24 protein-coding genes are annotated in these 26,371 nt (G+C 68.3%); 12 read left to right on the forward strand and 12 right to left on the reverse strand.

Annotated features, from left to right (window positions below; all coding sequences use genetic code 11):
- Positions 1-28 precede the first annotated feature (28 nt).
- A complete protein-coding gene (locus tag CF68_RS37785) occupies positions 29-193 on the reverse strand; it encodes a hypothetical protein (protein WP_200872590.1) in 165 nt (54 codons plus the stop codon).
- Between the two features lie 43 nt (positions 194-236).
- Complete coding sequence (locus CF68_RS25260; protein ID WP_035824179.1) at positions 237-416, reverse strand: hypothetical protein; 180 nt, start codon at positions 414-416, stop codon at positions 237-239.
- Between the two features lie 285 nt (positions 417-701).
- Here CF68_RS25260 and CF68_RS25265 point away from each other — a divergent pair, with 285 nt between their 5' ends.
- The 6 genes from CF68_RS25265 to CF68_RS25290 all read left to right on the forward strand — a co-directional run bounded on the left by CF68_RS25265 (position 702) and on the right by CF68_RS25290 (position 6,351).
- Complete coding sequence (locus CF68_RS25265) at positions 702-1,205, forward strand: membrane protein (RefSeq protein WP_035824181.1); 504 nt, start codon at positions 702-704, stop codon at positions 1,203-1,205.
- Positions 1,206-1,457: 252 nt separating this feature from the next.
- Positions 1,458-2,816, forward strand: coding sequence for a cytochrome c oxidase subunit II (locus CF68_RS25270; protein ID WP_035824183.1), 1,359 nt, complete (start codon positions 1,458-1,460; stop codon positions 2,814-2,816).
- 10 nt (positions 2,817-2,826) lie between these two features.
- Positions 2,827-4,584 (forward strand): cytochrome c oxidase subunit I, encoded by a 1,758-nt coding sequence (ctaD, locus tag CF68_RS25275; RefSeq protein ID WP_035824185.1) that lies wholly within the window; start codon positions 2,827-2,829, stop codon positions 4,582-4,584.
- Complete coding sequence (locus CF68_RS25280) at positions 4,581-5,228, forward strand: bb3-type cytochrome oxidase subunit III (protein ID WP_035824187.1); 648 nt, start codon at positions 4,581-4,583, stop codon at positions 5,226-5,228. Before ctaD ends, CF68_RS25280 begins: the two co-directional genes overlap by 4 nt.
- Before the next feature lie 26 nt (positions 5,229-5,254).
- Entirely contained in the window at positions 5,255-5,962 is a 708-nt protein-coding gene (locus tag CF68_RS25285; protein WP_035824190.1) for a heme-copper oxidase subunit III family protein, read from the forward strand.
- Between the two features lie 5 nt (positions 5,963-5,967).
- Positions 5,968-6,351, forward strand: coding sequence for a cytochrome C oxidase subunit IV family protein (locus CF68_RS25290; RefSeq protein ID WP_035824192.1), 384 nt, complete (start codon positions 5,968-5,970; stop codon positions 6,349-6,351).
- Positions 6,352-6,417: 66 nt separating this feature from the next.
- Here CF68_RS25290 and CF68_RS25295 read toward each other — a convergent pair whose 3' ends face one another.
- Positions 6,418-7,845: an NAD-dependent succinate-semialdehyde dehydrogenase gene (locus tag CF68_RS25295; protein ID WP_035824194.1), complete on the reverse strand. Its 1,428-nt coding sequence runs from the start codon at positions 7,843-7,845 to the stop codon at positions 6,418-6,420.
- Between the two features lie 113 nt (positions 7,846-7,958).
- Positions 7,959-8,747, reverse strand: coding sequence for an MHYT domain-containing protein (locus CF68_RS25300; protein ID WP_035824196.1), 789 nt, complete (start codon positions 8,745-8,747; stop codon positions 7,959-7,961).
- Between the two features lie 229 nt (positions 8,748-8,976).
- Between CF68_RS25300 and CF68_RS25305 the strand changes: the two genes are divergently transcribed.
- From CF68_RS25305 to CF68_RS25320, 4 genes are all read left to right on the forward strand, one after another.
- Complete coding sequence (locus tag CF68_RS25305) at positions 8,977-10,467, forward strand: MATE family efflux transporter (protein ID WP_035824198.1); 1,491 nt, start codon at positions 8,977-8,979, stop codon at positions 10,465-10,467.
- Positions 10,468-10,910: 443 nt separating this feature from the next.
- The gene (locus CF68_RS25310; RefSeq protein WP_035824200.1) at positions 10,911-11,372 is read left to right on the forward strand and encodes a tripartite tricarboxylate transporter TctB family protein; all 462 of its coding nucleotides are present in this window, start codon (positions 10,911-10,913) and stop codon (positions 11,370-11,372) included.
- Between the two features lie 12 nt (positions 11,373-11,384).
- On the forward strand, positions 11,385-12,887 hold the full coding sequence (locus CF68_RS25315; RefSeq protein ID WP_035824202.1) for a tripartite tricarboxylate transporter permease: 1,503 nt from the start codon (positions 11,385-11,387) through the stop codon (positions 12,885-12,887).
- A 220-nt stretch (positions 12,888-13,107) separates the two neighbouring features.
- On the forward strand, positions 13,108-13,410 hold the full coding sequence (locus tag CF68_RS25320) for a helix-turn-helix transcriptional regulator (protein ID WP_035824204.1): 303 nt from the start codon (positions 13,108-13,110) through the stop codon (positions 13,408-13,410).
- Positions 13,411-13,507: 97 nt separating this feature from the next.
- On the opposite strand, the gene CF68_RS25325 is transcribed toward CF68_RS25320, so the two are convergent.
- From CF68_RS25325 to CF68_RS25360, 8 genes are all read right to left on the reverse strand, one after another.
- Entirely contained in the window at positions 13,508-14,287 is a 780-nt protein-coding gene (locus tag CF68_RS25325; RefSeq protein WP_035824206.1) for a DUF4397 domain-containing protein, read from the reverse strand.
- 333 nt (positions 14,288-14,620) lie between these two features.
- A complete protein-coding gene (locus CF68_RS25330) occupies positions 14,621-15,640 on the reverse strand; it encodes a diguanylate cyclase domain-containing protein (protein ID WP_035824208.1) in 1,020 nt (339 codons plus the stop codon).
- Between the two features lie 54 nt (positions 15,641-15,694).
- Positions 15,695-16,714 carry a chemotaxis response regulator protein-glutamate methylesterase gene (locus tag CF68_RS25335; protein ID WP_035824210.1) on the reverse strand — a complete coding sequence of 340 codons (1,020 nt, stop codon included), beginning with the start codon at positions 16,712-16,714 and terminating at the stop codon, positions 15,695-15,697.
- Positions 16,711-18,981 (reverse strand): hybrid sensor histidine kinase/response regulator, encoded by a 2,271-nt coding sequence (locus CF68_RS25340; RefSeq protein ID WP_035824212.1) that lies wholly within the window; start codon positions 18,979-18,981, stop codon positions 16,711-16,713. The genes CF68_RS25335 and CF68_RS25340 overlap by 4 nt, the downstream gene beginning before the upstream one ends.
- On the reverse strand, positions 18,978-19,664 hold the full coding sequence (locus tag CF68_RS25345; RefSeq protein ID WP_035824214.1) for a chemotaxis protein CheW: 687 nt from the start codon (positions 19,662-19,664) through the stop codon (positions 18,978-18,980). The genes CF68_RS25340 and CF68_RS25345 overlap by 4 nt, the downstream gene beginning before the upstream one ends.
- Complete coding sequence (locus tag CF68_RS25350) at positions 19,657-20,922, reverse strand: protein-glutamate O-methyltransferase CheR (protein WP_035824215.1); 1,266 nt, start codon at positions 20,920-20,922, stop codon at positions 19,657-19,659. The genes CF68_RS25345 and CF68_RS25350 overlap by 8 nt, the downstream gene beginning before the upstream one ends.
- Positions 20,919-21,395, reverse strand: coding sequence for a chemotaxis protein CheW (locus CF68_RS25355; RefSeq protein WP_035824217.1), 477 nt, complete (start codon positions 21,393-21,395; stop codon positions 20,919-20,921). Before CF68_RS25355 ends, CF68_RS25350 begins: the two co-directional genes overlap by 4 nt.
- An 18-nt stretch (positions 21,396-21,413) precedes the next feature.
- On the reverse strand, positions 21,414-23,030 hold the full coding sequence (locus CF68_RS25360) for a methyl-accepting chemotaxis protein (protein WP_051591680.1): 1,617 nt from the start codon (positions 23,028-23,030) through the stop codon (positions 21,414-21,416).
- A gap of 284 nt (positions 23,031-23,314) precedes the next feature.
- Between CF68_RS25360 and CF68_RS25365 the strand changes: the two genes are divergently transcribed.
- Both CF68_RS25365 and CF68_RS25370 read left to right on the forward strand, forming a co-directional pair.
- Positions 23,315-24,643, forward strand: a complete 1,329-nt coding sequence (locus tag CF68_RS25365) for a bifunctional diguanylate cyclase/phosphodiesterase (protein WP_011617609.1) — start codon at positions 23,315-23,317, stop codon at positions 24,641-24,643.
- A 288-nt stretch (positions 24,644-24,931) separates the two neighbouring features.
- Positions 24,932-26,371: DUF6600 domain-containing protein (locus CF68_RS25370; RefSeq protein ID WP_035824232.1), on the forward strand; the 1,440-nt coding region annotated here is incomplete at its 3' end.

The following is a 26,371-nucleotide window of genomic DNA, read 5'->3' on the forward strand; positions in this document are numbered from 1 at the left end:
CAATGGTGCAGGAGGAGGTTTGTTGCGCCTAGCCGTGCCGTCGCAACGTTTGCCGGCACAGCCCCGCGCGTTGCCGTTGTGCAGCGCAGCGCCGGTAGCGCATCCGGTATGGATGGCTGCAGCGCCAGATGGCCCGCAAGACGGTAATGAACAACAGCGCCGCCATGACGGCAGCGAGCAGGCCGATCGACATAACGGCCCTCCTCCCCAAAAACCGTCTGTCCGGCCTCTGGGGGTCAGATCAGCAGCGGTAATGCCTCCAGCACCAACACCGCAACCAGTGCGCCGATCAGGGCGCCCATGGTCCGGCAACTGATGCGCAGGTATTTGGCGGTCACCGGGATCGAACCCATGGCGATCACGCCTACCAGCGCCATCGGAATCAGGAATACAAGATCATGCGCGTTGAAGTGCATGGTGGTCTCCTGTCTCTCTCTTTTGTGATTCCAGTATAGGCAGTGTGTGCCCGATGCACGGCTGCTTGCATCGGGATTGTCCCGAACCCGGGCGATGCGGATGCCACCCAGGTATCGATGCGCGCACATAGGGCCGTTCAGGCGTTGCGCTGCGTACGCATGCCCCACGTTTTTCGCCATGCGAACCCCGAAGCGCGAAACACGTGTCCTATGCTGATCAGAGACGCGGGGCCCCGTTCCCATTCAAGTCCAATGCCCCGCGGACCGAGAGAGACGGAGGTGGCTATGGAACTTCACATGCAATCGCACCACTACGTGCGGCGGCAGCCGGACTGGACCGCGGCAGCGGTCTCGGGGCTGGCGGCCGGGGCGTTGCTGCTGGTGCTGGAGCTGTTCTGGTCGTCGATGGTGTCGGGCGTGAACCCGTGGATCGCCACGCGCATGATCGCCGGGATCCTGATGGGCCAGGACGTGCTGCAGAGCGCAACGTTCACCGTCGGCACGGTGGCCGCGGCGCTGGTGATCCATTTCGTGCTGGGCGCCGTGCTGGGCATGATCCTGGCGGCCATCATCGCGCCATTCACGCTGGATTCCAGCCTGGGCATGGCAATGCTGGCGGGCGCCGTGTTTGGCCTGGTGGTGTACTTCTTCAATTTCTATGTGATGACGCGGGCCTTCCACTGGTTTGTCGAGGTGCGTGGGTGGCATACCTTCATCGGGCACCTGATTTTCGGGATGGCCGCGGCGGCATGCTACTGGAAGCTGGAGAGCAAGGACGTATCGCACTGACATCGCTTCGGGGCAGGGCGCGGCGAGCGCCCCGGTTGCGTTGCGCACGCCAGCCCTTGGGGTACGTGCGCAAGGCCTGCGGCGGCCGGAACCAAGGGTTCCTGCCGCCGCTTTTTCTCGCGCTGCGCGCTTGTGCAGTGCGACACCAATGCATTGGCATGTCGCCTTGCAGTGACCTGACGGCATGCACTAGTCTTATGTCTACCTGCGTGACTTGCGCATCCCTCGCCGCGCGCGAGGAGGAGGGTGGATATGGCGTTGGCCATCGCACTCGTAGTCATGGTCGTCGCTTCGGTGCTCTTCCATTTCCTGAGCCCGTGGTGGGCGACCCCGCTGGCGTCCAACTGGCAGCAGATGGACGACACGCTGACCATTACCCTGGTCATCACCGGCATTTTCTTCATCGGCATCAACCTGTTTGTCGGCTACATCGTCTGGCGCTTCCGGCATGACGCGCCGCATCCCAATGGCGGCACCGGCCACCGCGCGTCCTACCACCCGGAGAACGGCAAGCTCGAGCTGTGGCTGATCGGCGGCACCACGCTGGGCGTGGTGCTGCTGCTGGCGCCGGGCCTGTTCGTCTACGCCGACTACGTGCGTCCGCCGCGCGAAGCGATGGTGATGGAAGTGGTGGGGCAGCAGTGGTCCTGGGCCTTCCGCTTTCCAGGCAAGAGCGGCCAGCTGGGTGCGTCCGATCCGCGCTTTGTCACCGGCGCGAATCCGCTCGGGCTGGACCCCGACGATCCGCGCGGCCTGGACAATATCGTCATCGTCGGCCCGGAGGTGCACCTGCCGCTGAACCAGCCGGTCAAGGTGCTGTTGCGCTCCAAAGACGTGCTGCATGACTTCTACGTGCCGCCGTTCCGCGCGCGCATGAACATGGTGCCGGGCATGGTGACGTCGTTCTGGTTCACGCCGACGCAGGCGGGGCGCTTCGATATCCTGTGCGCGCAGCTGTGCGGCGTGGGGCACTACAACATGCGCGGCACGGTGGTGGTGGAAGAACCGGCTGCGTATGAGGCATGGCTGGCCAAGCAGCAGACCTTTGCCATGACGCTGGCCAAGGCCGCGGCACCGCCGGCGGCAATGGCTGCTGCGGCACCCGGCGCCGCTGGCGACGCCGGCACCGTCGAGAAGGGCCGCGCGCTGGCGCAGAGCAAGGGCTGCGTCGGCTGCCACAGCATCGACGGCAATCCGGGCGTGGGGCCGACCTGGAAGGGCCTGTACGGCAAGACCGAGACCTTTGCCGACGGCAGCAGCGCCAAGGTGGACGATGCCTTCCTGCACAAGGAGATTACCGACCCCAATGCGCGGCTGATCAAAGGCTTCGGGCCGGTGATGCCGAAGTTGCCGATGAGCGAGGATGAGGTCGCGGCGCTGACCGCCTATATCAAGTCGGCCGGCAGCGGGGCGGCCGAGGCGGGCACGGTTGCGCCGGTTGCGCCCACGGACGTGCCCGCCGGCCCGGCTGCCGCGACCAGCGCCGCCACCACGGCAACCGCTGGCTCTGGCGCGCCCGCTGCCACGCCCGGGGCCGCGTCCGGCACCTATACGACTTCGACGGCCGTGGCCGTGCCGCCCTCGGCGGCACCCGCGCCCGCCAGGAAGTGAGGAGACCCGCATGGCTTACGCCGACGATGCCGCCCATCACGCGCCGCAGAGCTTCTGGACCCGCTATGTCTGGAGCCAGGACCACAAGGTGATCGCCGTGCAGTACACCATCGTGGCGATCGTGGTGGGGCTGGTGGGCGTGGCGCTGTCCAACCTGATGCGCATGCAGCTCGGCTTCCCGGGGCGCTTCGAGTTCATCGACGCCAACCGTTACTACCAGTTCGTCACCATGCACGGCATGATCATGGTGATCTACCTGCTGACCGCATTGTTCCTGGGCGGCTTCGGCAACTACCTGATCCCGCTGATGGTGGGGGCGCGCGACATGGTGTTCCCCTTCCTCAACATGCTCAGCTTCTGGGTCTACCTGCTGTCGGTGATCGTGCTGCTGGCCAGCTTCTTCGTGCCCGGCGGGCCCACCGGCGCGGGCTGGACGCTGTATCCGCCGCAGGCCATCCTGCCCGGCACCCCAGGCCATGACTGGGGCATCATCCTGATGCTGGTGTCGCTGGCGATCTTTATCGTCGCGGCCACCATGGGCGGCCTCAACTACGTCACCACCGTGCTGCAGGCGCGCACGGAAGGGATGACGCTGCTGCGCATGCCGCTGTCGGTGTGGGGCATCTTCATGGCCACCATCCTGGCGCTGCTGGCGTTCCCGGCGCTGTTCGTGTCGGCGGTGATGATGCTGCTGGACAAGACCCTCGGCACCAGCTTCTTCATGCCGGCGATGGTGTCGATGGGGCAGCAGCTGCAGTACAAGGGCGGCAGCCCGCTGCTGTTCCAGCACCTGTTCTGGTTCTTCGGCCACCCCGAGGTGTATATCGTCGCGCTGCCGGCCTTCGGCATCGTCTCGGACCTGGTCAGCGTGCATTCGCGCAAGAGCATCTTCGGCTACCGCACCATGGTGTGGGCGATCCTGGCGATCGGGGTGCTGTCGGTGGTGGTGTGGGCCCACCACATGTTCGTCAGCGGCATGAACCCGTACTTCGGCTTCTTCTTTGCCACCACCACGCTGATCATCGCCATCCCCACCGCGATCAAGGTCTACAACTGGGTCATCACGCTATGGCGCGGCGATATCCATTTCACCGTGCCGATGCTGTTCGCCATCGCCTTCATCAGCACCTTCGTCATCGGCGGGCTGACCGGGCTGTTCCTGGGCAATGTCAGCGTGGATATCCCGCTGTCCAACACCTACTTCGTGGTGGCGCACTTCCATATGGTGATGGGCGTGTCGCCGATCCTCGTGGTGTTCGGCGGCCTCTACCACTGGTACCCGAAGGTAACGGGCCGGATGCTGGACGACAACATGGGCCGGATCCATTTCTGGGTCACCTTCGTCGGCACCTATGCCATCTTCTTCCCGATGCACTACCTGGGCGTGCTGGGCATGCCGCGCCGCTACTACGCCTACGAGAACTACGCCTTTATCCCGGAGTCGGCGCATGTGATGAACATGTACATCTCGGTGGCCGCCTTCATCGTCGCCACGGCGCAGCTGCTCTTTGTCTTCAACCTGGTGTGGAGCCTGTGGCATGGCCGCAAGGCCGACGCCAACCCGTGGCGCGCGGCCTCGCTGGAATGGCAGACGCCGCAGACGCCGCCCGCGCACGGCAACTGGGGGCCGCATCTGCCGGTGGTGTACCGCTGGGCCTATGCCTACAGCGTGCCGGGCGCGCGCGAGGACTTTATCGCGCAGAACGCGCCGCCGGAAGAGGGCGGGGCCGAGCCTGAACCGCATGCCAGCCGCGGAGCCGTAGCATGAACGCCGAAGCCCTGTACAAGGTCAGCCGCGACGATTTCGGCGGCAATCCGTCCGACGAGAATGCCGCCAACCACCGGCCGCAAGGGCGCGCCCCCGCAAGCATCGGCCTGTGGGTGTTCATGGGCGTGGTGACCTCGCTGTTTGCGCTGTTCCTGACCGCCTATGCGCTGCGCATGGACAGCCCGGACTGGCACCGCATCGGGCTGCCCTGGCAGGTGTGGCTGTCCACCGCGCTGCTGGGAGCCGGCAGCGTGGCGATGGCGGTGGCGTCGCGCGCCGCGGGCCGGGGCGAGATGGCCGTGGCCAGGCAGGCGCTGCGCCTGGGCGGTCTGGGCGCGGCCGGCTTCGTCGCCTCGCAGCTGTGGGCCTGGCAGGCACTGGGTGCGATGCAGGTGATGCCTGCCGGCAATCCGGCCGGCAGCTTCTTCTACCTGCTGACCGCGATGCACGGCCTGCACGTGCTGGGCGGCCTGGCCGGCTGGGGCGTTGCCATGTCGGCACGCGGCAGCGGCGAGGCCGCGGTGCTGCGCATGCGGCTGTGCGCGCGCTACTGGCATTTCCTGCTGGCGGTATGGGTGGTGCTGCTGGCGGCGCTGGGGTGGCTCACGCCCGAACTGGTGCGCTATATCTGCGGCACGGCCTAGCGGCGGCGGCAGCAAGGAGGACCGGCATGTCAACGCAACTGTCTTCACCATCGGGCACACCCGGCGTGGCGCCTGCGCCCCAGGTGGGCGGCGTGCGCGGCCTGCTGGCCGACTGGTCGTCGGACCAGCAGGCCTTCAAGGTGTCGTGGGGCAAGGCGATGATGTGGATCTTCCTGCTGTCCGACACCTTCGTCTTCAGTTGCTTCCTGACCGGCTACATGACCGTGCGCATGTCGACCACGGTGCCGTGGCCCAATCCCAGCGAGGTGTTCGCGCTGCACGTGGGGGGCGCCGACATCCCGTTGCTGCTGATCGCCATCATGACCTTCGTGCTGATCACCAGCAGCGGCACCATGGCGATGGCGGTCAATTTTGCCTACCGGCGCGCGCGCCGCGAGTGCGCCATCCTGATGTTCGTCACCGCGCTGTTTGGCGTGATGTTCGTCGGCATGCAGGCCTTCGAATGGACCAAGCTGATCGTGGACGAGGGCGTGCGCCCGTGGACCAACCCGATGGGGGCGGCGCAGTTCGGCTCTACCTTCTTCATGATCACGGGCTTCCACGGCCTGCATGTGTCGTGCGGCGTGGTGTACCTGCTGATCGTGGCCACGCGCGTGCTGCGCGGGCGCTACGAGGCCACCGGCAACTACCAGATCGTGGAGATCGCGGGCCTGTACTGGCACTTCGTCGACCTGGTCTGGGTGTTTATCTTTGCGTTGTTCTATCTCTGGTGACGGCCATGGCATCGAATCCGGCAACTCCCGCAACCCCGGTGACGCCAGGGCATGGCTCCGGCCACGATGCCGGGCATGCCGCGCACTCCGGCCAGCAGCATCCCATCGGGCTGTACCTGAAGATCTGGCTGCTGCTGTTCGTGCTGTCGACGCTGTCCTACCTGGTCGACTATTTCCATGTCACCGGCTACCTGCGCTGGACGCTGATCCTGGTGTTCATGGGGCTGAAGGCGGGGCTGATCGTGGCAGTGTTCATGCACATGGCATGGGAGCGCATGGCGCTGATCTGCGCCATCCTGGTACCGCCGCTGTGCCTGCTGGTGCTGGTCTGGCTGATGGCGGAAGAAGCGAATCATACGTTCCTGACGCGCGGCATCTTCTTCCGCTGACGGGGAGGCGCCGCCGGCCCCGGGGAGGGAGCCGGCGGCAAGCCGCCTTGCGCCGCGCCCGGCCGCTCAGGCCTGGGTGATGAACTTGGTCACCAGGTAGCCGTCGAAGGTTTCCTGGCCGCCTTCGCTGCCGATGCCAGAATCCTTGATGCCCCCGAACGGGGTCTCGGCCAGCGCCATGCCGAAGTGGTTGATGTTGACCATGCCGGCTTCCAGGCCGTTGGACACTTTGGTCGCGGTCTTCAGCGAGTTGGTGAACACATACGAGGCCAGGCCGAAGGGCAGGCTGTTGGCGCGGCGCAGCACCTCGGCCGTGTCCTTGAAGCGCGTCACCGGCGCCACCGGGCCGAACGGCTCGTCGGTCATCAGGCGCGAGTCGTCGGGCAGGTCGGTAACCACGGTGGGCGCGAAGAAGTAGCCTTTGCCGCCCAGGCGCGAGCCGCCTGCCACCACCTTGCCGCCGCGCTGGCTGGCATCGTCCAGGAACTGCTCCATCGACAGCACGCGGCGCTCATGCGCCAGCGGCCCCATCTGGGTGCCGTCTTCCAGGCCGTTGCCCACCTTGATCGAGCCGATCACCTCGGTAAAGCGCGCCAGGAAGCGGTCATAGGCCTTCTCCTGGACGTAGAAGCGCGTCGGCGACACGCATACCTGGCCGGCATTGCGCAGCTTGAAGCGCGCCAGCATCTCGGCGGCGGGGTCGATGTCGGCGTCATCGAACACCAGCACCGGCGAATGGCCGCCCAGCTCCATGGTCACGCGCTTCATATGCGCTCCGGCCAGCGCCGCCAGCTGCTTGCCCACCGGCACCGAGCCGGTGAACGAAATCTTGCGCACGATCGGCGATTCGATCAGGTAGGTCGAGATCTCGCCGGGCACGCCCCAGACGATGTTGAGCACGCCCGGGGGCAGGCCGGCATCATGGAACAGCTGCGCCAGCGCCACCACCGCGCTGGGCGAGTCTTCCGGCCCTTTCAGGATCAGCGTGCAGCCGGCGCCCAGCGCCGACACGATCTTGCGGATGGCCTGGTTGAACGGGAAGTTCCACGGCGTGAAGGCGGCGCACACGCCGATCGGCTCGCGCACCACGATCTGGCGCACATTGGGCTGGCGCGGCGGGATCACGCGGCCATAGATGCGGCGGCATTCCTCGGCGTGCCAGTCGGCGTGCTCGGCACAGACCATCACTTCGCCGACGGCCTCGGCCAGCGGCTTGCCCTGGTCCAGCGTGATATTGCGGCCGATCTCCCTGGCGCGCTCGCGGGTGAGCTCGCCCACGCGGCGCAGGATCTTGGCGCGCTCCAGCGGCGAGGTCTTCTTCCAGGTTTCAAACGCGCGCTGCGCGGCGGCCAGCGCGCGGTCCAGGTCGGCGCGGCTGGCATGCGGCAGCTTGCCCAGCACTTCCTGCGTGGCCGGGTTGATGACATCCTGCTCGCGCCGGTCGCCTCCCTTGATGAATTCCCCGTCGATATAGAGGGCGAGATCCTGGTACATGCGTGTTCTCCTGGTGGGCGGTGAAAACGCAAGCTTAACCCGGTGGCCGCGTTCATGCAGCGCGCCGGGTGCGTTCCCAGGAGGAATGTGCGGGAATGTCCCCCGCGGCTGGTTCAGGCGGTATCGCGCGTGCGCGCCACCGGCACGATTTCAGCCCCGGTGCGGGTGGCTTCCACCACCAGGATCACGAGCAGCGTGATCAGCGTCAGGCCGAACACCGCATAGTCGATGCTGTCGCCTTCGATGGCGAACAGGCTGGGCGCGTAGGTCGGGCTGGTGCAGATCATGGTGCCCGCCGACATGCCGGTGTAGTGCATGCCGCAGACGGCAACGCCCATGACCACGGCCGCTGCCAGCTGCTTGCCGCGGGTCTTCACCGTGGTGGCCAGCCACAGCGCCACCACCGACACCACCACCGCGATCACCACCGACAGCCCGATGATGGCCAGGTCCCAGTCGAAGCGGGTGTTGGAGCGGATCGCCGCCATGCCGGTGTAGTGCATCGCCACCACGCCCAGCCCGGTCAGCACGCCGCCCTTGACCACGTTGTCGGTACGGCTGCCGCGCGGGCGCGAGGCGATCGCCAGCCCGGCACCGGCCAGCACCATCACGACCACCAGCGAAGCCAGCGTCATGAACAGCCCGAACTCGCGGTGCGTGGGGGTCTGGTAGGCCACCATGCCGATGAAGTGCATCGACCAGACCGCGCCGCCGCCCAGCGCCACGCTGGCGCACAACAGCCGGTCCACGTCCAGGCGGCCGTCGGGCATGCGCACGCGCCGCGACCAGCGCAGGCCCACGTAGGCGCCGCAGACAGAGATCAGGAACGACAGGCCCACCATCGGCCAGTCATAGGCAAACGGCACCAGGGCGCCGGAAACAGGCTGGAAACCGACAAACATGACCCCACCTCCTCGTTTTGACTGCGACTGAAGGGCGCACGCGCATGCCGGGCATTGCTTCCGGCAGCCGGCCTGGGACGCAGTGGTCCCGCGCCGAGTATGCGGGGGGCCGCAACCGGAGGGGAATAACTCATTCAGGTAAAAAGCGCGGTGCCGTGCCGGCCATGTGTCCTTGTAGCCGCCTCCGGGCAGGAATAGACTGGGCGGATTTCCCCATGCGCGACGCCTCATGAAGCCAGACGCCAGACTGACCACCGGCCCGATCGGCCGCACCCTGCTGCTGTTCTCGCTGCCGGTGCTCGGCAGCAACATCCTGCAGTCGCTGAACGCCTCGATCAATTCGGTCTGGGTCGGCCGCTTCCTGGGAGAGGCCGCGCTGACGGCAACCTCCAACGCCAACATCATCCTGTTCTTCCTGCTGGGCGTGGTGTTCGGCATCAGCATGGCCAACACCATCATGATCGGCCAGGCCGTGGGTGCGCGCGACCTGGACGAGGCGCGCCGCGTGGTCGGCACCAGCACCACCTTCTTTGTCGGGCTGTCGGTGCTGGCCTCGGCGCTGGGCTATTTCTATACGCCGGCGATCCTGGCGGCGATGCACACGCCGGAAGACGCCGCGCCGCTGGCCGTGAGCTACCTGCGCATCATCTTCCTGGCGCTGCCGTTCATGTACTTCTACAACTTCGTGATGATGACGCTGCGCGGCGCGGGCGATTCGCGCACGCCGTTCTGGTTCATGCTGTTGTCCGTGGTGCTGGACGTGGCGCTCAATCCGGTGCTGATCTTCGGCATGGGCCCGATCCCGGCGCTGGGCATCGCGGGCTCGGCGCTGGCCACGCTGATCGCGCAGCTGGTGAGCCTGGCGGCGATGATGGTGCTGCTGTACCGGCGCCGCCATTTCCTGCTGCTGCACCGCGCCCAGTTGGCACTGCTGCGGCCCGATCCGGCGATCCTGCGGGCGCTGGTGGTCAAGGGCTTGCCGATGGGCCTGCAGATGGTGGTGATCTCGTCGTCGGCGATCGTGATGATGGCGCTGGTCAATGCCTATGGCTCGCAGACCACCGCCGCCTACGGCGTGGCCTCGCAGTTGTGGACCTATGTGCAGATGCCCGCGCTGGCGGTAGGCGCGAGCGTATCGTCGATGGTGGCGCAGAACGTCGGCGCCGGACTGTGGCAGCGGGTGTCGCGCATCACGCGCGTGGGGCTGCTGATCAATGTGGTGATGACCGGTGCGCTGGTCGCGCTGATCTATCTGTTCAACCGGCATTCGCTGGGGCTGTTCCTGGGCACTGACGGCGTGGCCATCGGCATCGCGCAGCATATCAACGTGGTGGTGCTGTGGTCGTTCATCCTGTTTGGCTTCACCATCGTCATCTTCGGCACGGTGCGCGCAACCGGCGCGGTGATGGCGCCGCTGGTGATCCTGTTCCTGTCGATGTGGGTGATCCGGCTGCCGTTCGCGTGGGTGCTGGGCCCGCGCATCGGCGCCGAGGCGATCTGGTGGAGCTTCCCGCTGGGCTCGGTGGTGTCTGTGGTGCTGGCGGCCGGCTACTACCGCTTCGGCAACTGGCGCCGCAGCCATATCCTGCCCACCGTGCCGCATCCGGCGCAAGCCGTGGGGCAGGCGCCCGATACCAGCATGGGAACGCCTTGCGAAGACGCGGGCGAGGTCATTGAGGAGACCGCCTCGGCAACGCCCGAGCCCGCAGGCGTGCGCTGAGCTGCAGCGGCCCGTGATCGTGCCGCCGGCTTTGAAAGCCATTCGAAAGATCGGTGTGTCATCGTGTCATCGCTGGCACTCCCTCCCGGCGCACGCGTCGCCTGCCTGGCCAGGGCAGGCGCGCGTCCTTCCGGCCGCGCCTTGCCTTGACGCAAGCGCGCGTGCCGTCTTGTTCGCCTGATATTCCCGTCGACTTTTCTTCCGGATTCTTCACGAATAAATACATCACGTTGTGATGTATTTATTCGTGCGCGTCGGCTGGATTTGCCTTGTTTTCTAGGGGTATCGGTGAATACCCCTAAACCAAGACAAATGAAAGGCACCTGAAAGATCACGTCTCTAAGGTTCGGTTCAACCGTCGGGGAGCATGCCTTGTGCATGCCTTGCCGCCCGAGCCAGTGCATCCCCGGCACGGCATTTCGTGAACTTTGAGGAGAATCGTTTTGCGCATACGCAGCCAAAAGGACTTTGCCTCCGGCCTGATGTTCGTTCTGGTCGGTCTGGGCTTTTCCTGGGTCGCTCGCGGCTATTCCATGGGAACGGCCGCCAAGATGGGACCCGGATATTTTCCATTCCTGCTGGGACTGGTGCTGGCAGTGCTGGGGGCGGTGGTGGTGCTGTCCTCGCTGTCGCCCAAGGGCGAGGAAGACCATCTCGCCCGCTGGGACCTGAAGACGTTGCTGTGGATCCTCGGTTCGGTGGTGCTGTTCGGCCTGCTGCTCAAGCCGCTGGGCATGGTGCTGTCGGTGTTCGTGCTGGTGATGGTGTCGTCGATGGCCAGCCATGAATTCAGCTGGAAGGGTGCGCTGCTCAACGCCGTGGTGCTGGTGCTGATCAGCCTTGGCGCATTCGTCTACGGCATCAACCTGCAGATGCCGGTGTGGCCGGCCTTCATCACCGGTTAAGGAGCGCCGACCATGGAATTATTTGATCACCTTGCGCTGGGCTTTTCCACGGCCCTGTCGCTGCAGAACCTGGCCTACGCCTTCCTGGGCTGCGTGCTGGGTACCCTGATCGGCGTGCTGCCGGGCCTGGGGCCGCTGGCCACCATCGCCATGCTGCTGCCGATCACCTACACGCTGCCGCCGGTGGCCGCGCTGATCATGCTGGCCGGTATCTACTACGGCGCCCAGTACGGCGGCTCGACCACCGCCATCCTGGTGAACCTGCCTGGTGAATCGTCCTCGGTGGTGACCACCATCGACGGCTACCAGATGGCAAGGCGCGGACGGGCAGGGGTGGCGCTGGCCACCGCCGGCCTGGGCTCGTTCTTCGCCGGCTGCGTGGCCACCCTGATCCTGGCCGCGTTCGCCACGCCGCTGTCCGAACTGGCCTTCAAGTTCGGTCCTGCCGAATACTTCTCGCTGATGGTGCTGGGCCTGATCGGTGCCGTGGTGCTGGCCTCGGGGTCGCTGCCCAAGGCGATCTCGATGATCGTGCTGGGCCTGTTGCTCGGCCTGATCGGCACCGACGTGAACTCGGGCGCCGCGCGCTTCTCGTTCGACGTGCCGGAACTGACCGACGGCATCGATTTCGTGGCGCTGGCCATGGGCATGTTCGGCTTTGCCGAGATCATCGCCAACCTGGAGCAGAAGGAAGCGCGCGAGACCTTCACCAACCGCGTGACCAACCTGTTCCCGACCAGGGAAGATTTCAGGCGCATGATCCCGGCCGTGCTGCGCGGCACCGCACTGGGCTCGGCGCTTGGCATCCTGCCCGGCGGCGGCGCGGCGCTGGCCTCGTTCGCTGCGTACTCGCTGGAGAAGAAGACCTCCAGGTACGCGCATGAATTCGGCAAGGGCGCGATCGAAGGCGTGGCCGGTCCGGAGTCTGCCAACAACGCCGCGGCGCAGACCTCGTTCATCCCGCTGCTGACGCTGGGCATTCCGCCCAACGCGGTGATGGCGCTGATGGTGGGGGCGATGACCATCCACAACATCCAGCCCGGCCCGCAGGTGATGACCAGCAACCCGTCGCTGTTCTGGGGCCTGATCGCCTCGATGTGGATCGGCAACCTGATGCTGATCATCCTGAACCTGCCGATGATCGGCATCTGGGTGAAGCTGCTGACCGTGCCGTACCGCTTCCTGTACCCGGCGATCCTGGTGTTCTGCGGCATCGGCGTGTACTCGGTCAACAACCAGACCTTCGACGTGTTCATGGCCGCGGGCTTTGGGATCATCGGCTACCTGTTCCTGAAGCTGCGCTGCGAACCCGCTCCGCTGCTGCTGGGCTTCGTGCTGGGACCGATGATGGAAGAGAACTTCCGCCGCACGCTGCTGCTCTCGCGCGGTGACTTCACCGTGTTCGTGACCCGGCCGCTGTCGGTCGGCCTGCTGATTGCAGCCGCGGCCCTGGTTGCAGTAGTCGCCCTGCCGTCGATCAAGGCCAAGCGCGAAGAAGCGTTCCAGGAAGAATAGCTCCACGCGCGCTCCCCGGAATCGCGCCGGCCCGGCTCATGCCGGACGGCGCACGCAACGCAAGCAAACGGGGTGCCTTCGCGCACCCCGTTTGCTTTCGCGGGCCGATCGCGCGCTCGCGTCCACCCGCCATCAAGAACCAGTGCCCGACTGCGGCAGCAGTCATGGGCTGCGCATGATGATCAGGATTCCCGCACCATCGGGTGCGCCGACAGCGCCCATGAAACCGCCTATCTTTGACCGGTTTTTCTCACGTATCTATGTGCTCAAGCTCGTCCAGTCGAGCCCGTCCACGGTCCTGAGCCTGGTCGACCGGCTGCGCGAGCGTGGCATCGACAAGAATATCCGCTCGTTGCGGCCGATCCTGCGCAGTCTGATGATGGCGCGGGCCATTACTGCCGAACTGGTTGAAGGCAGTGGCCGCGTCTATTGCATCACCGAGCAGGGGCGGGCGGAACTGGAGGCTTATATGTCGCACCTGGCGGTGCTGAAGGCGGAGCTGGAGCCGGGGGCAGAACAGTAAGGGCGGTCAGCCGCCACCCGGCAGACAAAAAAGGCCGGTCCTGCGGACCGGCCTCCTGCATGCTGCCCGCCTGCCGCAGGCAGCTGCAAGCACGCTGTTACTGCGTTACGAGTTCAAGACCAGCTTGCGACTCATCATCGCCGCGTGCGACCAGCACCTTGATCTTGTTCGGCACGGTCGCGCCGATGCCGTCGACCGGGATCGTGGTGATCAGCCAGTCGGCGTTGTTGGCCAGCGTCAGCGCGCCGGAATCGAAGATCACAGTCTTGGTCCCCGCGGTGGTGATGCGCAGGCGGTAGGTGGTGTTGCCATCCACGTCGATCGAGTCGGCGCCCGAGGCTGGCACAGCCTGCTTGTAGCCCACGTTGGCGAAGGTCGGGCCCACCGAATTCAGGTCGATGGCCGGCAAGGTCAGGTAGATGTCAACGTTCTGCGCATTGAACGAGGCGTTCAGGCTGCGCACGCGCGCCTTGTGCGACAGCAGGCCCTTTTCGAACGGGTCGTCGATGGTCAGCGTTTCCGCGGCGGTCGCGCCGGGCAGTGCCACTACCGTGTACTTGTGGCCAGTGGCGGCGACGATGGTGGCGCGGCCGATTTCCGTCTGCGTGCCGGTGCGGTTGAACGAGATCAGCTGGTTGCCGGTCTCCACGTTGAAGTAGGTCGAGACGAACTTGTAAGGCTTGTTCACGAAGCTGGTCAGGGTGCCGTTCTGCAGCACGTCGACATTCGGTCCGCCGGTGATGGCGTGGATCACGCGGATGCTGGGCTTGCTCAGCCCGATGCGGTCGTCGATGCCGTCATCACCGCCGCCGCAGGCGGTCAGGACCGCGGTGGCAGCTAACGCGAGGCCGATGAACAGGGACTTGGATCGGAACATGGGTCACCTCTTGCTGTTGAAGTCAGAGACGATCTGGCCCATGCCCGCGCGGGGGCGCGCCGGTCGCGTGGCCAGTTGGCTGTCTGTCGATGCCAGGCGCAGCGATTGCACCTGCCGTGATGCAACGATAGGTATCAACCCAGGGGCGAGACAGGCGCGAGGTTCCGAATTGCATGTCGGACAATTCCGACAAGCGGTGACGCGTGCGTCCGTGGCGGGGCCGGCCAGGCCCGCAGGCGCGGGGCCTGGCGGACGTGGGCGGGGCAGGTGGCCCGGTTGGCCGGGTGGACGCCAGTGTGTAACCGGTTGTTGCAGCGGTGCTGCTGCAGTGACTCAGCCTTGCGCCATCATCACCTGGTTGCGGCCATTGCGCTTGGCCTGGTAGAGGCCTGCATCGGCTGCTTCCACCACCTGGTTCGGCGACTGGTCAGGCTGGGGCACCAGCACGGCGCCGCCGACGCTGACGGTGACGCAGTCGGCGGTGGGGGAACCGCTGTGGGCAATGGTCAGCGCCTGCACCGCGCGCCGCACCTTTTCGGCCAGCAGCCGCACGCCGCCCGGCGAGGTCGCCGGCAGCACCATGGCGAATTCTTCACCGCCGAAGCGCGCGGGCAGGTCGGTGGCGCGCACGCAATTGTCGCGGATCACCGTGGCCACGCGGCGCAGCACCTCGTCACCGGCGACGTGGCCGTAGGTGTCGTTGTAGGCCTTGAATGCGTCGACGTCGATCATCAGCAGCGCCACCTGGGATTGCTCGCGCAGCGCGCGGCGCCATTCCGCGCCGAGGTATTCATCGAAATAGCGCCGGTTGGACAAGCCGGTCAGGCCGTCTGAATTGGTCAGCCGCTGCAGCTCCAGGTTGGTTTCCAGCAGCTGTTGCTGGCTTTGCCGCAGCGCGCGATAGGCTTCGTCGCGCTGCAGCTGGTTCAAGTACGAGCGCGAGTGGTAGCGGATGCGCGCAATCAGCTCGATGCTGTCGGGCAGCTTGACCAGGTAGTCGTTGGCGCCGGCGGCGAACGCCGCGCCCTTGGTCGCGGCTTCTTCCTTGGTCGACAGCACGATGATGGGGATGTCGCGCGTGGCGGGATTCTCGCGATAGCGCTGCACCAGCGTCAGGCCGTCCACGCCCGGCATCACCAGGTCCTGCAGGATCACGGTGGGCTTGGTGCGCTGCGCCACCGCCACGGCCTCATCGGGCTGCGAGCAGTAGTGGAAGTCGATGTCGGGCTCGGTGGAGAGCGCGCGGCGCACCGCTTCGCCGACCATGGCCTGGTCGTCCACCAGCAGCACCATGGCAAGGTAGTCCTTGTCGGCCGCAGGCGCTGCGGGTCGGTTGGGTAATCCGGGTTGCATGTTCAGTTCCTGGGTGTCACGGTCCCGGTGCCGGCCGGGACGTATTGCATTGGGTCAAAGCAGCGCCGCGCCGCCGCATGCCTGCACCAGCCGCGGCGCAATGCGCGGCAGCGGCAGGATCTCGGCGGCCGCGCCCATGGCTGCGGCGGCCTTGGGCATGCCGTACACGGCGCTGGTGGCGCGGTCCTGGGCAATGGTCAGGAAGCCGCGATCGCGCATGGCCTTCAGCCCCAGCGCGCCGTCGCGGCCCATGCCGGTGAGGAGCACGCCGATCACGTCGCCGCGCCAGTGCTCCACCACGCTTTCAAAGAACACATCGATGGAGGGGCGGTACAGGTAGTCGCAGGGCTGTTCGGTGTAGGCCATGCGCGTGGGGCTGGCCAGGCGCAGGTGGTCGTTGGTGCCGGCCAGCAGCACCGTGCCGGCCTGGGGCGCGTCGCCGGCGCGGGCAATGCGCACCGGCAGCTTGCACTGTCCGTCGAGCCAGTCGGCCATGCCGGCGGCAAAGGCCTCGTCCACATGTTGCACGGTGACCACCGCGGCGCCGAAGTCCGCCGGCAGTGCCCCCAGCAGCGCGGCCAGCGCGGCCGGGCCGCCGGCCGAGGCGCCGATCGCCACCAGCCGTGGTGCGGCCACTGCGCGCGGCGCCGCCGTCAGCGTGTGCTGCGGGGCCACGCGGCCGGCCAGCAGGCGGCCGATATTGCGCAGCTTGCGCAGCAGCGGCCCGGCGGCAAGCTGGGCATCGGGCTCGGCCAGCGTGGGGGTGTCGACCGCGTCGATGGCGCCGTGGCCCATCGCGTCGAACACCTGCGAGGCGTTGCGGCCCAGGTCCATGGTCACCACCACGATCGCGCAGGGCGTGGCGGACATGATGCGCCGGGTCGCCTCGACCCCGTCCATGACTGGCATCAGCAGGTCCATCAGGATCAGGTCCGGGGTCTTGCGCGCGGCCATCTGCACCGCCTGTTCGCCGTCGCCGGCGACCCAGGCGATCTCGAACGACGGATCCAGCGCAAGCGCGCGGCGCAGCGCGGCTACCGCAAGCGCCGAGTCATTGACGATGCCGATTTTCATGGGCGTGCCTCGCCGATCAGGTCCTGGACCGCGTCGAGCAACGCGGCGTCGTGGAAACTGCCCTTGGCCAGATAATAGTCCGCGCCGGCCTCCAGGCCGCGCTGGCGGTCCTGCTCGCGGTCCTTGTACGACACTACCATCACCGGCAGCTGCCGCAGCGCGGCGTCCTGCCGGATCCGGCGCACCAGCTCGATGCCGTCCATGCGCGGCATGTCGATATCGGTGATGACCAGGTCGAAGAGCTCGGCGCGCAGCACGTTCCAGCCGTCCATGCCGTCGACCGCCACCGCCACGTCATAGCCGCGCCCGGCCAGCAGCTTGCGCTGCAGCTCGCGCACGGTGAGCGAGTCATCCACCACCAGCACGCGCCGCGCGCGCGCCTGGACGCTGGCCACGGCCGCCTGCCGCACGCCTTCGATGAGGCCCTCGGAGACCAGCTTCTCGACCGAGCGGATCACGTCCTCGACATCGAAGATCAGCACCGGCGTGCCGTCGTCGGTGAGGCTGCCGGCGGCGATGTCGCGGACCTTGCCCAGTGCCGCGGGCAGCGGCTGCACCACCAGCAGGCGCTCGCCCAGCATGCGGTCGACGGCAATGCCATAGATGCGCTCGGCCTCGCCGATGACCACCACCGGCACCTGCTCGAGCACATTGGCAGCGTCAGCCTCGGGGCGCTGCAGCACCTGCGCCGCGCTGACCAGCCCGATGGCGCGGCCTTCGTGGCGGAAATGCTGGTGCCCTTCGGTCTGCTCGATCTCGCTGCGCGCCACCGAGGCCGCGCGCAGCACGCGGCCCAGCGGGAAAGCATAGGCTTCGCCCGCGACCTCCACCAGCAGCGTGCGCACCACCGACAGCGTCAGCGGCAGCTCCAGCCGGAAGTGCAGGCCCTGGCCCGGCTGCTGCGTCAGGCGCAGGCTGCCGCGCACGCGGCGCACCATCTCCTGCACGGCATCGAGGCCCACGCCGCGGCCGGAGACCTCGGAGACCGTGTCGCGCATGCTGAAGCCCGGCAGCAGCAGGAAGTCGAGCAGCTCTGCCTGCGACAGCCGCGCCGCGGTCTCTTCGGAGGCCAGCCGCCGCCGCACGATGGCGCGGCGCAGGGCTTCCAGGTCGACGCCGGCGCCGTCGTCGAAGATCTCGATGACCAGGCGGCCCGCGTTGTGGCGCGCCTGCAGCGTGACGCAGCCCTGTGCCGGCTTGCCCTGCACCGCGCGCACCTCGGGCGCTTCGATGCCGTGGTCGACCGCGTTGCGCAGCAGGTGCGCCAGCGGCGCGTCCAGCGCTTCCAGGATATCGCGGTCCACCTGCGTGCCGGCGCCGATCAGCTCCAGGTGCACCGGCTTGCCGAGCGTGCGCCCGAGGTCGCGCACCATGCGCGCGTAGCCGGTCAGCGCGTCCGCCAGCGGGCGCATGCGCGAGGCCAGTGCGCTGTCATAGAGCCGGCGCGCCAGCCGCGTGGCGCGGTGATCGTATTGTTCGAACTCTTCCAGCCGCGCAGCCAGCTGGTCGTGGCTTTCGTCCAGCAGCTGGCGCAGTTCGGCCAGCGCGGTGTGCGCAGCCGCGCCCGCGTTGCCGTCCTGTGCGTCCTGCAAGGCTTCCTGCAGCGCATCGACGGCGCGCAGTGCGCGTGCCTGTTGCCGCCTTGCTTTCTGCAGCGAGGCGCCGAAGGGGCGCAGCCAGTGCGACTCGACCATGGCCTCGCCGGACAGCGCCAGCAGCTGGTCAAGCGCATCTGCATTCACGCGCAGCATGCGCTCTTGGGTGTCGTTTGCCGGTGCCGGCGGCGCCGGTATCGCGGGAGCTGGTTCCGGTAACGGGGCCGGGTCCGACGCCGGCGGTGCCGGCACGACCGGCGCCCCGGCGCCGCCATCGACCGTGCCCAGCCGCTGCACCACTGCATCGATCTCGGCGCGGCCGGCGTGCTCGGCCCAGCCCGGATCGCCGCCGGGCGGATGGCCGATGCGCAGCAGCAGGTCGGTGCCTTGCAGCAGCGCGTCGATATGCGCGGCGGTCAGCGGCAAGCCGCCCTGTGCGGCGACCAGGCAGTCTTCCATGGCGTGTGCCACGCGCACGCCGCCATCGAGCCCGACGATGCGGGCCGCGCCCTTGAGCGAGTGGGCGGCGCGCATGCAGGCTTCGAGCTGCTCGGCGGCTGCCGGGTTGCGCTCCAGCGCCAGCAGGCCGGCATTGAGGACTTCGGCCTGGGCATCGGCCTCGAGCGCGAACAGTTCCAGCAGCGAGGCGTCGCGCAGTTGCTCGGAATTCATGCCAGGCTCCTGGCCAGCGCCTGGCGCACCAGTGCGGCATCGAGCAGCCCGACGCTGCGGTCCTGGTCGAGGAAGAGCGCCTGCGTGTAGCGCGCCGAGGCCCGCGCAAGGGTGGCGGGCAGCGGCTGCAGCGCGGGCTGCGGCACGCGGGCGATGCCGGACACCTCGGCCACCGGCAGCGCGATCGCGGCGCGGCCCTGCCCGAGGATCAGGAAGCGGCTGCCGCTGGCACTTTCACCGGCGCCCGCATCGAACAGCCGGGCCAGCGACAGGCAGGCCAGCAGGTTGCCGCGCACCGCGGCCAGTCCCAGCACGGCGGCATCGCGCCGGTGCGGCAGCGAATGGATCGGGCAGGGCGCGGTGACTTCGCCCAGCGCGGCGGTCGGCAGGGCCAGCCACTCATCGCCGATGCGGAACACCAGGCAGGCCAGCGCGGTGCCGCGTTCGGCCGGCAAGGCCCCGTCATCGTCGCTGAGCGTGGCGGCATCGGGCAGTGCGTCCGGCACCACGTCCAGCCGTTGCGCGTCCAGCAGCATGGCCGCGGCCTGGGCGTAGGTGGGGCAGTTGCGGCAGTGCGCGTGCTCGGCCAGCGCGGGGCACGAGCCGTGGCCGCGCACGCCGATGCGCCGCCAGCAGTCGTCGATGTTTTCGGTGCGCAGGACAATGCCTTGGGGCTCAGCCATGGTGCTTGCGGGTGTGGCGTTGCGCGCGCTGGCGCAGGCGCATGGCGCCGTCGTGATCGCCTTCGGTATCGAGCAGCGCGGCCAGGTGGTACAGGCTTTCCTGGTGCGCCGGGTCCAGGTACAGCGCCTTGCGGTAGGCGGCATGGGCCTGCGCGGCGCGGCCGGCGGCGTCGTGCAGCACGCCCAGCATGCAATAGGCGTCGGCGTTGGCATCCGGGGTGCGCTCGAGCAGCGCCAGGCAGGCGGCGGTGGCGGCCTCCAGCTCGCCGCGGTCGGCCTGGGCGGCAATCGCAGCCAGCGCGTCGCGCTGATCGTTGCCAGGCGCGGGCGCTGCAGGCCGCAGGGGTGTGACCGGGGCGGGCCGCATCGAGGCTGGTGGCCTCGGCAGCCGTGGCGGTGCGGCCATGCGGGGCGGCTGGGCCGCGTGCACGGGCGCACGCGGCGCCGCCCTGGCTGCGGGCACGCCGGACGGCTTGCGGAAGGCAAAGGTCAGCGGCAAGCCGACCGGCTCCAGGCCCTGCGCGCTCAGCACGCTGGCCTCGGCCGGCCCGACAAAGAGCAGGCCGTCGGCAGCGGCCAGCCGCGCCAGCGTCTGCACCGCATGCCGCTGCCCCGGCGCGTCGAAATAGATCAGCAGGTTGCGGCAGAACACGAAGTCATAGGGCGGCTCGCCGGCCAGCAGGCCGGGATCGACCAGGTTGCCCTGCAGCAGCCGCACCTGCGCGCGCACGCGTGCATCCAGCACATAGCCGCTGGGCGTGGCCGTGAAATAACGGTCGCGGAAATCCAGCGGCGCGCTGCGGAAGGCGTTTGCGCCGTATTCGCCCTGGCCTGCGCGGGCCAGCGCGCGGGCGCTGATGTCCACCGCATCGATGGCAAAGCGGCCCGCCGGCACGCCCGCGTCGAGCATGGCCATGGCGATCGAGTAGGGCTCTTCGCCGGTGGAGCAGGGCAGGCTCAGCACGCGCAGCGTGCGCCTGCCGTCGGCAAAGGCGCGCTCGGCGGCAAGGCGGCCCAGCGCCAGCAGCGCTTCGCGATGCCGGAAGAACCAGGTCTCGGGCACCACCACGGCCTCGATCAGCGCCTGGAATTCATCGGCGGTACCGTGCAGCAAGTCCCAGTAGGCCTGGGTGTCCGGCGCCTGCCGTGCCTGCTGGCGCTCGCGCACGGCGCGTGCCACCGCGCCGGTGCCGATGGCGCCCGCGTCCAGGCCGATGCGGGCCTTGAGCAGGGCCTCGATGTGCGTGGCAGTGCTCATGCCGCGGCCTCCCCGGAGGGGTCGGCAAACAGCATGGCATGGACGTCGTCGGGCAGCAGGGCATCGACCCGCACCCACTGCAGCAGGCCGCGCGCGTCGTGCCGCACCGGCCCCAGGTAGCGCGGGCTGGCCCCGGCGATGCCGCCGTCGACAAACGATTGCGCCGGGCAGCGCAGCGTCTGGGTCGCCGATTCCAGGCGCAGGCCCAGCAGCCGGCTGGCCTCGCCGCCATGGCGGCGGTAGTGGACCAGCACCGTGCGCGTGCTGGTGCGCAGCGCCGCCGGCACGCCGGTGGCCAGCGCCGGCAGGTCGATCACCGGCACCGGCTGGCCGCGGCGCTCCATCAGGCCCGCCACCCAGGCCGGCGCGCCGGGGATCTGCTTGAGGCGCGTGAGCGGCAGCACCTCGGCCACCTCGGCGGCATCGAGCGCATAGTGGTCAGCGCCAAGGCGGAACAGCAGGAAGAGTTTCATGGCGGCGGGGCGCAGGCCCTAGACCTTGAAGCGCGATACGCCGCTGCGCAGGTCGTTGGCCACCAGGGTCAGCTCGTCGATCGCCTGGCTCGACTGGCGCAGCGACTCCACGGTCTGCTGTGCGGCCTCGGACAGCTGCATCAGCGCCTGGTTGATCTGCTCGGCGCCGCCGGCCTGGGCCTGCATGCCTTCGTTGACCATCAGCACGCGCGGCGCCAGCGACTGCACCTGCGCGATGATCTGCGACAGCTGGTCGCCCACCTGCGTGACCTCGGACATGCCGCGGCGCACTTCCTCCGAGAACTTGTCCATGCCCATCACGCCCGCCGACACCGCCGACTGGATCTCGCGCACCATCTGCTCGATATCGTAGGTGGCCACCGCGGTCTGGTCGGCCAGGCGGCGGATCTCGGTCGCCACCACGGCAAAGCCGCGGCCGTATTCGCCGGCCTTCTCGGCCTCGATCGCGGCGTTCAGCGACAGCAGGTTGGTCTGGTCGGCCACCTTGGCGATGGTGGTCACCACCTGGTTGATATTGCCGGCCTTTTCGTTGAGCGTGGCCAGCTTGGCATTGACCGAGCCGGCGGCGTCCATCACATGCTGCATGGTGCCTTCCATGCGCGACAGCCCAACCTGGCCGGTGCCGGCCAGCCCGGCTGCCTGCTCGGCGGCGCTGGAGACTTCATGGATGGTGCGCACCAGGTCGCGCGCGGTGGCCGAAATCTCGCGCGAGGTCGCGCCGATCTGGGTCGTGGTGGCGGCGGTCTCGGTGGCAGTGGCCTGCTGCTGGCGCGCCGTCGCGGCGATCTCGTTGACCGAGGTGGTGACCTGGATCGCGGTGCGCTGCGCCTGGCCCACCAGCGAGGTCAGCTCGCCCGTCATCTGGTTGAAACCTGCCTCCACTTCCTGGAATTCGTCCTTGCGGCGCAGCGCCATGCGCAGGCGCAGGTCGCCGCCGCGGATGCCGGACAGCAGGTTGACGATCGACTGCATCGGCACCGTGATCGCGCGCAGCAGCAGGTAGCCGCAGACGATGGCGACCACCAGGGCCACGATCAGCGCCGCTTCGATGCCGATCTTGGCCGCATTGACGGCGTCGTCGATGCCGCGCGCCGCCCGCGCATTGACCGCGCTGTTGTCGTCCACCAGGTGCTGGGCGGCCTTGCGCGCCTCGATCCAGCGGTCATGCACGGTGCCGCGCAACGCGGCTGAGGCGGCGGCGCCGTTCCACTCGCCGGTCCGGGTCAGGATCTGGGCTGCCTGTTCGTATTGCGCGCGCAGGTCCCGGTAGGCCCTGAAGGCGACACGATCCTCGTCGCGCGTGATCGAGGCCTCGTACTGCTGCTCGACCTTGTCGAGCCGGCCGGCGGCGTCCTGGCCCTGCTGCTGGAAGCTGCGCCGCTCGGCCTCGTCGGCGGCATTGATGGTCTGCCACGCCAGCACGTATCGCTCGCCCCAGATGCCGCGGATGCCGGTACTGTGGTTCAGTCCGGGCAGCGCGTCCTTCAGCATCAGCGTGGTTTCGCGCTCAATGGCGCTCAGGCGGGTGTAGGAGACAACGCCCATCAGTGCCATGACAAGCAGGATCAGCGAGAAGCTTGCCAGGATGCGCGTGCGGATGGTCCATTCGTTCACGGTGAGGTCCCGGTGATGTTCTTGTTCAGGAGCGGCCGTTCCCCGCAAAGCCGCCTCAGGGGCGGCGCTCCGGGCAAGCAGGAGGTCGCGGGGCGGCGGGGCGCGGCCTGATGCGCGGTAGGGTACTGTAAGCCGGGAGCCGATTCAACGCGCAATGCGGCGCCGTTGCGCAGCCGCATACCCGTTCCCGCCACAATCGGAACTGCTTGATTTTTTCCAAGTTTTCGTCACACTTGCTAAATTGCTAGCAGGTAACAATGTCGACAATTACAGATGGGGCAGGGATGGTGGCCAAGTCGGGGGCGAAGGCGACTGGCGCCTCGCCAGGCTCGGATCTCGATCCGCTGACCGGCGTTGACAATCGCCAGGGATTTCTGAAGCGGCTGGAGGCACGCCTGCAAAGCGAGGCGGTGCCCCGTTGTGCTTTGCTGCTGATCGGCATTGACGATTTCCGCGCCTTCAACGACATGCACGGCCATGCCGAAGGCGACCTGATCCTGCAGCGCGTGGCCCGCCGCCTGCGCGACGCCTCGCCGCGCGACGCCGCCATCGGCCGCATCGGCAGCGACGAGTTCGGTGTGCTGCTCCCCTCCATTGCCGATCCCACGCTGGTGCGCCATGTCGGTGCGGCGATCCTCTCGATGCTGTCCTCCCCGCATGAGAACGCGGGTGGCCGCCACCATGTGCTGGCCAGCATCGGCGCCTGCGTGATCCCCGCCGCCGGCGAACAGGGTTCAGACGTGCTGGCCGCGGCCAGCCTGGCGCTGGCCCGCGCCAAGCACGACGGCGGCCGTACCATCCGCTTCTTCAAGCCGCAGATGCGCTCGGACGTGACCACGCGGCTGTCGCTGGTGCAGGCGTTGCACGAAGCCTATGCCCAGCGCCAGTTCGAGCTGCTGTACCAGCCGCAGGTCGACCTGCGCGACGGCCGCGTGCACGGTGCCGAGGCGCTGATGCGCTGGCGCCATCCAACCCGCGGCCTGCTGGCGCCCGCCGCCTTCATCGACGCGCTGGCCGGCAGCAGCATTGCCAGCGATGTCGGCATGTGGCTGCTGCAGACCGCCTGCGCCCAGGCGCGCGCGTGGTCGCTCGCCTTTCCCCAGCCGCCGCGGGTGGCGATCAACCTGTTCGCGGCCCAGCTGTCCGAAAGCCGGTTGCTGACCGAGGTGCGCCACGTGCTGCGCGCGCTGGAACTGGCCCCGGACTGCCTGGAGATCGAGATCACCGAAACCATCGCGCTGCAGCAGGGCGACGAGGTCGCGGACCAGCTGCAGGCGCTGCGCCGCGACGGCGTGACGCTGACCTGCGATGACTTCGGCACCGGCTATGCCTCGCTCAGCTTCCTGAAGTCGTTCCCGGTGGACCGGCTCAAGATCGACCAGTCCTTTATCCGCAACGTGACCGAAGACCCGGTCGATGCCGCAATCGTGCGCTCGGTGATCAACGTGGGCGCAAGCCTGCACATTGGCGTGGTCGCCGAAGGCGTGGAAACGCCCGAGCAGCGCGACTTCCTGCTGGCCAACGGCTGCCATGAGGCGCAGGGCTACCTGTACGGCCGCCCGATGCCGGCCGAGCGCCTGACCGAAATGCTGCGCCAGCAGTCCGGCCGCTGAGCCGCTTCCGCCCCCGTTTTGCCCCCCGCCCTGTCAGGGAAGTTGTTTCCACCTTTGACGGCGAGCCTGCCCGTCCTGGGCACCCGCTGACCCCCCGCCCGCCCGCAGCCTGCCTGGGATAGCGGTCCTGTCTGCGCGCCATGGCCGCATGGCGAAATACGAACTTACAAAGTCTGCCGCGCCGGGCGTGCCGCGGCTTCCGGGGCAATGTATGGTGACATTAGGGTTGCCGCTGACATCGGCCGGCCGCTCCGGTGCGTTATGCGTTTTGTCCTGGTCCTGACTTCCATGTTCAATCCTTCCCAATCTTTCCCCCCTGCTCGTGGCCAATTCCGTGGCAGGCTGGCGCTGACGGCCCTGGCCGCCGCCGGCCTGGCGGTGGCGGCTGCTGCACTGGCCCAGGTGCCCGCCGGCCCCCCCGGCGAGGCCTATCTTGATGCGCCGACGACTGACGGCCAGTACCAGCAAGCCGATCCTTCCTCGCGCATTGCCACGCTGACCGCCGTCGACGGCAATCTCAGCTTTGCGCCGGCAGGCTCGGACGACTGGGCTGCCGCCGGCCTGAACCGGCCCTTCACCACCGGCGACCGGCTCTGGCTGGACCACGGCGGCCGTGCCGAGCTGCATGCCGGCGCGGTGGCGGTCCGGCTGGGCGGCGCCACCGCGGCCAGCATCCTGAACCTGGACGACAGCGCCACGCAGGTCAAGCTGACCCAGGGCACGCTGCAGCTGCGCGTGCGCGCGCTGCCGCCGGGCCAGACGGTCGAGGTCGACACGCCCAACCTGGCCTTCGTGCCGCGCGAGCCGGGCGACTACCGGCTGGACGTGGCGCCGGACGGCAGCACTACCACCGTGACCATGCGCCACGGCAGCGCCGTGGTCTATGGCGACAGCCGCTCGATCGAGCTGCAGCGCGGCGACCGCATGCGCTTTGCCGGCACCGACTTGGCCGACGCCGGCGGCGGCGGCGCGCCGGAAGACGCCTTCGACCGCTGGACCGCGGCCCGCGACGCGCGCGAAGACGCCTCGCCGTCCGCCCGCTACGTGCCGCGCGAGATGCCCGGCTACGCCGCGCTGGACGGCTACGGCGACTGGCAGGAAGACCCCGGCTACGGCGCGGTCTGGTTCCCGCGCGTGGTCAGCGCCGGCTGGGCACCGTACAGCGTCGGGCACTGGGCCTGGATCGCCCCGTGGGGCTGGACTTGGATCGACGACGCGCCGTGGGGCTTCGCGCCCTCGCACTACGGCCGCTGGGCCTATGTGGGCTCGCGCTGGGGCTGGGTGCCGGGCCCGCGCGTGCGCCCGTGCTACGCCCCCGCGGTGGTGGCCTTCGTCGGCGCCAGCGGGCCGAACTGGAGCGTGCGCGTTGGCAGCGGGCCGGGCGTGGCCTGGTATCCGCTGGGGCCGCGCGACGCGTACCGGCCGGTCTATCGCGCCAGCCCGACCTATGTCGCCCGCATCAACCGGGTCACCGTCAACAACATCGTGATGGGCGACCGCCGGCCGCCGCCTTACGCCAACCGCAACGTGCCGGGCGCCATCACCGGCATGCCGGCACGCAATTTCGTCGAAGGGCGCCCGGCGCGCGGCATGCATCGCGACGAATGGCGCAACCTGCCGGCAGGCGAGGCCAGGGGGGCGCCACCGGTGGCGCCGGTCAAGGGCAGCCTGGTGGGATCGGCCCCGATGCGGCCGCTGCCGCCGCAGGTCCGCCATGGCTTCGAGCGC

Source organism: Cupriavidus sp. SK-4 (genome assembly GCF_000611125.1).
Classification (GTDB): Bacteria; Pseudomonadota; Gammaproteobacteria; order Burkholderiales; family Burkholderiaceae; genus Cupriavidus; species Cupriavidus necator.

Coding starts and splice junctions, on each gene's coding strand:
- CF68_RS25365 (WP_011617609.1), top strand. CDS start 23,315: ATGGTGGCCAAGTCGGGGGCGAAGGCGACTGGCGCCTCGCCAGGCTCG.
- CF68_RS37785 (WP_200872590.1), bottom strand. CDS start 193: ATGTCGATCGGCCTGCTCGCTGCCGTCATGGCGGCGCTGTTGTTCATT.
- CF68_RS25295 (WP_035824194.1), bottom strand. CDS start 7,845: ATGTACCAGGATCTCGCCCTCTATATCGACGGGGAATTCATCAAGGGA.
- CF68_RS25260 (WP_035824179.1), bottom strand. CDS start 416: ATGCACTTCAACGCGCATGATCTTGTATTCCTGATTCCGATGGCGCTG.
- CF68_RS25300 (WP_035824196.1), bottom strand. CDS start 8,747: ATGTTTGTCGGTTTCCAGCCTGTTTCCGGCGCCCTGGTGCCGTTTGCC.
- CF68_RS25355 (WP_035824217.1), bottom strand. CDS start 21,395: ATGAAACTCTTCCTGCTGTTCCGCCTTGGCGCTGACCACTATGCGCTC.
- CF68_RS25330 (WP_035824208.1), bottom strand. CDS start 15,640: ATGCAACCCGGATTACCCAACCGACCCGCAGCGCCTGCGGCCGACAAG.
- CF68_RS25345 (WP_035824214.1), bottom strand. CDS start 19,664: ATGGCTGAGCCCCAAGGCATTGTCCTGCGCACCGAAAACATCGACGAC.
- ctaD (WP_035824185.1), top strand. CDS start 2,827: ATGGCTTACGCCGACGATGCCGCCCATCACGCGCCGCAGAGCTTCTGG.
- CF68_RS25270 (WP_035824183.1), top strand. CDS start 1,458: ATGGCGTTGGCCATCGCACTCGTAGTCATGGTCGTCGCTTCGGTGCTC.
- CF68_RS25315 (WP_035824202.1), top strand. CDS start 11,385: ATGGAATTATTTGATCACCTTGCGCTGGGCTTTTCCACGGCCCTGTCG.
- CF68_RS25335 (WP_035824210.1), bottom strand. CDS start 16,714: ATGAAAATCGGCATCGTCAATGACTCGGCGCTTGCGGTAGCCGCGCTG.
- CF68_RS25320 (WP_035824204.1), top strand. CDS start 13,108: ATGAAACCGCCTATCTTTGACCGGTTTTTCTCACGTATCTATGTGCTC.
- CF68_RS25350 (WP_035824215.1), bottom strand. CDS start 20,922: ATGAGCACTGCCACGCACATCGAGGCCCTGCTCAAGGCCCGCATCGGC.
- CF68_RS25305 (WP_035824198.1), top strand. CDS start 8,977: ATGAAGCCAGACGCCAGACTGACCACCGGCCCGATCGGCCGCACCCTG.
- CF68_RS25340 (WP_035824212.1), bottom strand. CDS start 18,981: ATGAATTCCGAGCAACTGCGCGACGCCTCGCTGCTGGAACTGTTCGCG.
- CF68_RS25280 (WP_035824187.1), top strand. CDS start 4,581: ATGAACGCCGAAGCCCTGTACAAGGTCAGCCGCGACGATTTCGGCGGC.
- CF68_RS25325 (WP_035824206.1), bottom strand. CDS start 14,287: ATGTTCCGATCCAAGTCCCTGTTCATCGGCCTCGCGTTAGCTGCCACC.
- CF68_RS25285 (WP_035824190.1), top strand. CDS start 5,255: ATGTCAACGCAACTGTCTTCACCATCGGGCACACCCGGCGTGGCGCCT.
- CF68_RS25290 (WP_035824192.1), top strand. CDS start 5,968: ATGGCATCGAATCCGGCAACTCCCGCAACCCCGGTGACGCCAGGGCAT.
- CF68_RS25265 (WP_035824181.1), top strand. CDS start 702: ATGGAACTTCACATGCAATCGCACCACTACGTGCGGCGGCAGCCGGAC.